Origin of the sequence: Nocardioides turkmenicus (assembly GCF_011045035.1) — a bacterium.
Taxonomy (GTDB): domain Bacteria; phylum Actinomycetota; class Actinomycetes; order Propionibacteriales; family Nocardioidaceae; genus Nocardioides; species Nocardioides turkmenicus.
This window is the reverse complement of sequence record NZ_JAALAA010000042.1, coordinates 1-6,488: the sequence shown is the minus strand read 5'-3', so window position 1 is coordinate 6,488 and position 6,488 is coordinate 1. Positions and strand designations below refer to the sequence as shown.

The 6,488-nt window shown below is 68.6% G+C and carries 5 protein-coding genes; 1 reads left to right on the top strand and 4 read right to left on the bottom strand.

Annotation, left to right across the window (positions count from 1 at the left end):
- Window positions 1–111 precede the first annotated feature (111 nt).
- Window positions 112–1,590, top strand: coding sequence for a DHA2 family efflux MFS transporter permease subunit (locus G5C66_RS25470; RefSeq protein ID WP_241248869.1), 1,479 nt, complete (start codon window positions 112–114; stop codon window positions 1,588–1,590).
- Here G5C66_RS25470 and G5C66_RS25465 read toward each other — a convergent pair.
- The 4 genes from G5C66_RS25465 to fbaA form a co-directional block, all read right to left on the bottom strand.
- Window positions 1,587–2,246, bottom strand: coding sequence for a cache domain-containing protein (locus G5C66_RS25465; RefSeq protein WP_165114630.1), 660 nt, complete (start codon window positions 2,244–2,246; stop codon window positions 1,587–1,589). The two genes, G5C66_RS25470 and G5C66_RS25465, sit on opposite strands and share 4 nt — an antisense overlap.
- Window positions 2,243–2,965, bottom strand: coding sequence for a FadR/GntR family transcriptional regulator (locus G5C66_RS25460; RefSeq protein ID WP_206444556.1), 723 nt, complete (start codon window positions 2,963–2,965; stop codon window positions 2,243–2,245). Before G5C66_RS25460 ends, G5C66_RS25465 begins: the two co-directional genes overlap by 4 nt.
- Window positions 2,966–3,274: 309 nt before the next feature.
- Window positions 3,275–4,975, bottom strand: coding sequence for a fibronectin type III domain-containing protein (locus tag G5C66_RS25455; protein WP_165114627.1), 1,701 nt, complete (start codon window positions 4,973–4,975; stop codon window positions 3,275–3,277).
- Window positions 4,976–5,254: 279 nt separating this feature from the next.
- Window positions 5,255–6,277: a class II fructose-bisphosphate aldolase gene (fbaA, locus tag G5C66_RS25450; protein WP_165114624.1), complete on the bottom strand. Its 1,023-nt coding sequence runs from the start codon at window positions 6,275–6,277 to the stop codon at window positions 5,255–5,257.
- Window positions 6,278–6,488 lie beyond the last annotated feature (211 nt).

Here is a 6,488-nt window from a genome sequence, read left to right as displayed (position 1 = left end):
GTCGGCGGGGAGGTGGGTCGGAGGCGGTCCGGCCATCAGGTCCTGGTGCGTCATGTGGTTATTGTGCCTGCGACCACCGACACCGTCGGTGGTCGGGTGTTGACTGGGGCCATGACCGGGCCGATGACGCAGACGACCGCCGCGCCGACGACGGAGCACCCGTGGCGAGCGCTGTTCGCGCTGTGCATCGGCTTCTTCATGCTGCTGGTCGACATGACGATCGTGACCGTCGCGACGCCGGACATCATGAACGAGCTCGAGGCGAGTGCCAACGCGGTGCTGTGGGTGACCAGCGCCTACCTGCTGACCTACGCGGTGCCGGTCCTGATCATGGGACGCCTCGGTGACCGATACGGACCCAAGTGGGTCTACATCGCCGGTCTGGCCGTCTTCACGGCCTCGTCGCTGTGGTGCGGGCTCGCCGGGAGCGTCGAGTCGCTGGTGGCGGCGCGGGCGGTGCAGGGTCTCGGTGCGGCGATGATGACGCCGCAGACGATGGCGACCATCACCCGGATCTTCCCGCCCGAGCGGCGTGGCGCGGCGATGGCGCTGTGGGGTGCGACCGCAGGCATCGCGACACTGGTCGGACCGCTCGCCGGTGGGGCGCTGGTCGCGGCCGGCGGCTGGGAGTGGATCTTCTTCGTCAACGTGCCGATCGGTGTTGTCGCGATCGTGCTCAACTGGCTGCTGGTCCCCGAGCTGGAGACCCACGCGCACGTCTTCGACTGGCTCGGCGTGGCGCTCAGCGGCGTCGGGATGTTCTGCCTGGTGTTCGGTCTGCAGAACGGCGAGCAGCGCGGCTGGGACCTCCTCACCTGGGCGCTCGTGAGCGGCGGGATCGCGGTCATGGGACTCTTCGTCTGGTGGCAGGCGCGCAACCGCCGCGAGCCGCTGGTGCCGCTCCACATCTTCACCGACCGCAACTTCTCGGTCTCCAGCCTGGCGATCTCCTGCATGGGGTTCGCGGCGGTCGCGCAGGGCTTCCCGCTGATGCTCTACGCCCAGCTCGTCCGCGGCTACACCGCGCTCGAGGCCTCGCTGATCATGGTCCCGACGGCGCTGGTCTCCTTCGTCGCCGCTCCGTTCGTCGGCCGGCTGACCGACCGGATGCACCCGCGGCTGCTGACGGGCGTGGCCTTCTTCCTGTGCTCCGTCTCGCTCTTCTGGCTCGCCGCGCCGATGACCGTCGACTCGCCGCTGTGGCAGCTGCTGGTGCCGATGGCCGTCTTCGGGCTCGGCTCCGCCGCGGTGTGGGCGCCGCTGGCGGCGACCGCCACCCGCAACGTACCGATGCGGCTGGCCGGGGCCGGCTCAGGCGTCTACAACGCCACCCGGCTGGTCGGCTCGGTGATCGGCTCGGCCGCCGTCGCCGTGCTCATCGACCTGCGCCTCAACGCGCACGGGCTCGGCGGGTCGCTGGCGGGCGGTCACGAGACCGCGGCCGGCTCCTCGATCCCACCAGCGGTGGCCTCGAGGTTCGCCGAGGCGATGTCGGAGGCGATGCTGCTGCCGGCGGTCGCGCTGGCGGTCGGCTTCGTGGCGGTGCTCTTCTTCACCACCCCGCGCCACATGACCAAGCCGTCTGCCTAGGAGAGCGCCACCGAGAGCGGAAGACCGCGACACGGGATCATGTCGCGGGCGGTCGTCAGCGGGTCGCCCGTGGCCAGCTGCGGGTCGGCCGAGACGATCGCCTTGCCATGGCCGTTGACCAGGGTCGCGCCGGCCTCGCGCAGCCCCGGCAGGAGCATCGTCTCCAGCGTCTCGACGAGGGTGTCGGCCCCGGCGACGCCGACCATGCGGCCGCCGGCGTAGACCGGCATCGTCGTGGTCATGACGTACTCGTCGGTGCAGACGAAGTCGACGTACGGGCCGACGAGGGTCAGCTCCCCCGTACGCTCCGGGCTGCGGTACCAGGGCTGGCGGGTGTAGTCGATGGCCTCGCCCGTGGCCGGGGCATCGGCGTCGCCGAGGAAGTCACGCTCCTCGCCCTGCCACCAGACGAGGTAGAGCCGGCGGTCGCTGAGCACTCCCGGCGCCACGACGAAGCCGCCGCCGACCAGGTTGGGGTTGCGCAGGAACTCCAGGGACCCGGGCTCGAGCCGCTCGCGCAGGGAGGTCGTGGTGACCGGGCCGGCCTCGAAGAGGGCAGCCACCTCGCTGCGTACGCGCTCCAGCTCGGTCACGATCGGCCCGAAGTGCTGCTCGACCTGGGCCACGCAGTCGAGCGGAGTCGTCGTCTTCGTCATCGTCGCACCGCCTCATGGATTTCAGCCAAGCGTTCCAGGGAGTGCGCGATGTGCTCGCGTACGCTCTCCCGTGCCCTGACAGCATCCCCTGATGCGAGGGCATCGACAAGCTCCTGATGGCGGGTCGCCGTGGCCTCCCGGAAGCCCGGCTCGTTGAGCGGGATCCGGAGCAGCGCACCGAAGTCGGCCTCCTGGCGCACCACCTCGCGCGTCATCCGGGCCGACTGGGTCAGCGCGGCCACCGACAGGTAGAGCTCGCTGTCGGCGCTGCGCCAGCGGGCCACGTCGCTGACGTTGAGCGGGATCAGCAGGTCGCGCAGGTCCTCGACCTCGTCAGGGTCCGTACGCTCCGCCGCGATCTCCGCACAGCCGGTGAGCACCACCAGGTAGACCGTGGCCCGGTCACGCAGCTCGATCCGCGACATCGCGGCGAGCCGGTCCTCGACGAGGTCGGCGCTCTCCGGGGCACGTACGAACGAGCCGCCCCCGCGCCCGCGGGTCGTCACCACCAGGCCCCTGGCGCGCAGCGCGACCAGAGCCTCTCGCGCGGTGACCGTCGCGACGCCGAGCATCTGGGCGAGCTCGGGCTCGCTGGGGAGCCGCTCACCGTGCGCGAGGACGCCGGAGCGAATCGCCTCCGCGAGACGGTTCTCGACGCGCGCCGCCCTGCCCTCGTCGCCGATCGGGGCGAAGATGGCCGCGCGAGCTCGGGAGGTCATCACACGCACACCGAAATCCTAATGTATGGCTCCAGATGATTCGGCCCCTCCGACGTGTTCGAATCTGTTCGAATCGGCACAGGAACTTCATGAATTTCGTCTTAACCATCTGGATCAAAGGGCGTTTCTATGCATAACCTGAGCGCACGGCTGACGCACACTGGTGTCGGTCGCCCAAGATCGTCGGATGTCCAGGGCTTGTGGGGGGCGCTGGGCATCCGACTCCTTGATTTCTGGGACGGCTGCCTCTGAATACGACAGGGCGGGGAAAGCCATTCGGCTCTCCCCGCCCTGTTGTTCGCTGGGTGCTCAGAACACCGCGGCCACGGCGCTCGTCACCGAGTCGACGATGTCGCTCACCAGGCCACCCTCGTCCTCCTCGGCCGGAGCCTCCTCGGTCGCCTCGTCAGCAGGCTCCTCGGTCGTCGGCCGCTCGGCCAGCGGGCTCTCCGACTCGCTCGGCGTCGCCTCCGGCTCGGCCGGCTCCTCGGCAGGCGCCTCAGCCTTGTCCTCGCCGCCCGGGAGGACGTCGTCCAGACCCGGAAGCAGCGGCGCCTCCTTCTCGGTCGGCTCGTCCGAGGGAACCTCGACCGGGGCCTCCGGCAGCGCCGGCTTGTCGGCCGGAGCGTCGGACTTGGCCTTGCCCGGGGTGTTGGAACGGAGAGCGGGGTTACCGGCCGGGCGGGCCTCCTCGCCGGAGGAACGCACCGTCAGCGTCTGGCTGGGAGCCGACTCGTTGCCGTCACCGTCGATCGCCGTCACCGTGACCTCGACCGTGTCCCACAGGAGAGCGCAGGTCACCTGGAACGTGGTGGTGTCAGTGGCGTTTCCACCGAAGCACAGGCCACCGTTCACGTCGACCCGGTAGTCGATCTCTGCATCCGGAGTGACCTTGTCCTCGTCCGTCGACCGTGCCCACGTCATGGTGAAGCCGAGCGGACCCTCGTTGGTCGCATCGAGGCCGGTCGGGACCGTCGGCGCGATCTTCGTGGTCGTGCCGGTGGCCTCAGCAGACGGGTCGGACTCGTTGCCGGCGCCATCCACGGCCGTCACCGTGTAGGTGTACTCGGTGCCTGCCTTCAGACCGGTGTCCTCGTACGACGTGCCGTTGACCGGCCCGACGAGATTGCCGTTGCGGTAGAGGTTGTAGGTCACGTCACCGACGCCGTCGGTGTTGTCCTCGGACTCGAGCCAGCTCACGTTCAGCGTGCTGTCGCTCGGGTCGCCCGGCTCGACCGTCACGCCCTGCGGGATCTGAGGTGCCGTGATGTCCATGACGCAGTCGACCGTGTTGCTGTCCTCGGACTCGTTGCCGGCCTTGTCGGTGGCGGTGACCCAGAAGCTGTAGGTCTCGCCCGCGCGCAGGTCGTTGAAGGTCGCCGAGGTCTTGTCGGTCTCACCCGGGTCGCCGGCGTTGGGACGCGAGGTCACCGTGTAGTGCGAGATCCCGCTCTTGTCCTTCGCCTCGGACCAGTCGATGGTCACGGAGGTGTTGCTCAGGACCTTGCAGCTCTCGACGCTCACCGGGTCCGGAGCGGTCTCGTCCTCGGGGTCACCCGGGCCAGGACCAGGGCCATCGTCGTCGCAGATCGGGAGGTCGGGGAAGATGTCGCAGACCGGAAGCTCACCGTCACCGTCACCGTCGTCCGGCGGGGTGGTCGGCTCGCCATCACCCGGCGGGGTGGTCGGCGGCGTGGTCGGCTCCTGGCACTGGGTCAGATCCGGGCGGATCTCACAGATGTCCACACCGGCACCCGGCGGACGCGTGTCCTCACAGGCGCTGGGGTCGAGCTCACAGGTCGGCGTGCTACCCGACGGGACGTTGCCCGCGGGGATGAAGGTCACGCCGGTGTTGGCAGCCGGGACGATGTCGTCTTCGACGACCTCAGGGTCGTCGGACTCCTTCTCCGACGGCTTGTCGTCGGGCTCGAGAGTGTCGGGATCGCTGGGGAGCGAGGACTCCCCGGTCGTCGGATCCTTCTTCGGCGAACCCTGCGGGTCGCCGCTCACCGTGCAAGAGAACAAGACAAGAAGCAGGATCAGGATGATCGCGCCTATGACGATTCCGCCGATTGTGCGGTTTCGCGCAGTGGTTTCCATTCCGAGGATGTCCCTCCCAAGATCAACGCCGAGGGGACGGTTCGACTGTCTTACCCGTGAGTCGCCGTCCAGCCAGGGCATTGAATCGCTTTACCAATGACCGGCACAACGACATAAGCCCGAGTTTGCTATGCCGTGTGCCACAACGTTTTCCGAATCGGGACCATTGGCCTGTCCCCGGCGTGTTGCTCAGCCGATGGAGTTGCCCGCAGAACCGAGATGCTGGGCACCCTCGACCACCCGAGCAGCCATACCGGCCTCCGCGAGCTTGCCCCAGACGCGAGGATCGTACTGCTTCTTGTTGCCGACCTCGCCGTCGACCTTCAGAACACCGTCGTAGTTGGCCAGCATGTGGCCGGCGACAGGGCGGGTGAAGGCGTACTGGGTGTCGGTGTCGATGTTCATCTTGACCACGCCGTAGGACACCGCCTCGGCGATCTCCTCGGCGCTCGAGCCGGAGCCGCCGTGGAAGACCAGGTTGAACGGCTTCGACCCGGCGGGCAGGCCGAGCTTGGCGACGACGGCGTCCTGGGCGTCACGCAGGATGGAGGGACGGAGCTTGACGTTGCCCGGCTTGTAGACGCCGTGCACGTTGCCGAAGGTGAGCGCGGTCAGGTAGCCCTCGATGCCGAGCGCGTCGGCGGTCGCGATGGCGTCCTCGGGGGTCGAGTAGAGCTTGTCGTCGATCGCCCCGACGATGCCGTCCTCCTCGCCACCGACCACGCCGACCTCGATCTCGAGCACGATGTGGGCGGTCTTGGCCAGGGCCAGCAGCTCCTCGGCGATCTGCAGGTTCTCGGCCAGCGGCACGGCGGAGCCGTCCCACATGTGGCTCTGGAACAGCGGGGCCTCGCCGCGCTGGACGCGCTCGGCGGAGAGCTCGAGCAGGGGACGTACGAAGCCGTCGAGCTTGTCCTTGGGGCAGTGGTCGGTGTGGAGCGCGATGTTGACGTCGTAGGACTTGGCGACCTCGGTCGCGTACGCCGCGAAGGCCACCGAGCCGGTCACCATGTTCTTGACCGTGGGGCCGGAGAGGTATTCCGCGCCACCCGTGGAGATCTGGATGATGCCGTCCGAGCCGGCCTCGGCGAAGCCGGCCAGCGCCGCGTTGAGCGTCTGCGACGAGGAGACGTTGATCGCCGGGAAGGCGAACCCCTTCTCCTTCGCGGTCGCGAGCATCTCGGCGTACTTCTCGGGGGTGGCGATGGGCATCTGGGGGTCTCCTTGAAGATCCGTTTCTCGACCGGTGCGCTGGTGGCCAGCGTAATGCGCTTCCGGGCCACCCCACCCAACGCCCGCAGTTGGATCGATCAACCAGGACAACCGATCTGCCACGAGATCCGTATCCACAGGTGACACTGACCTGGAAGGCACCATGGACTGGCAAGAGACCCTGGAACGGGCGATCCCGTATCCCCCACCC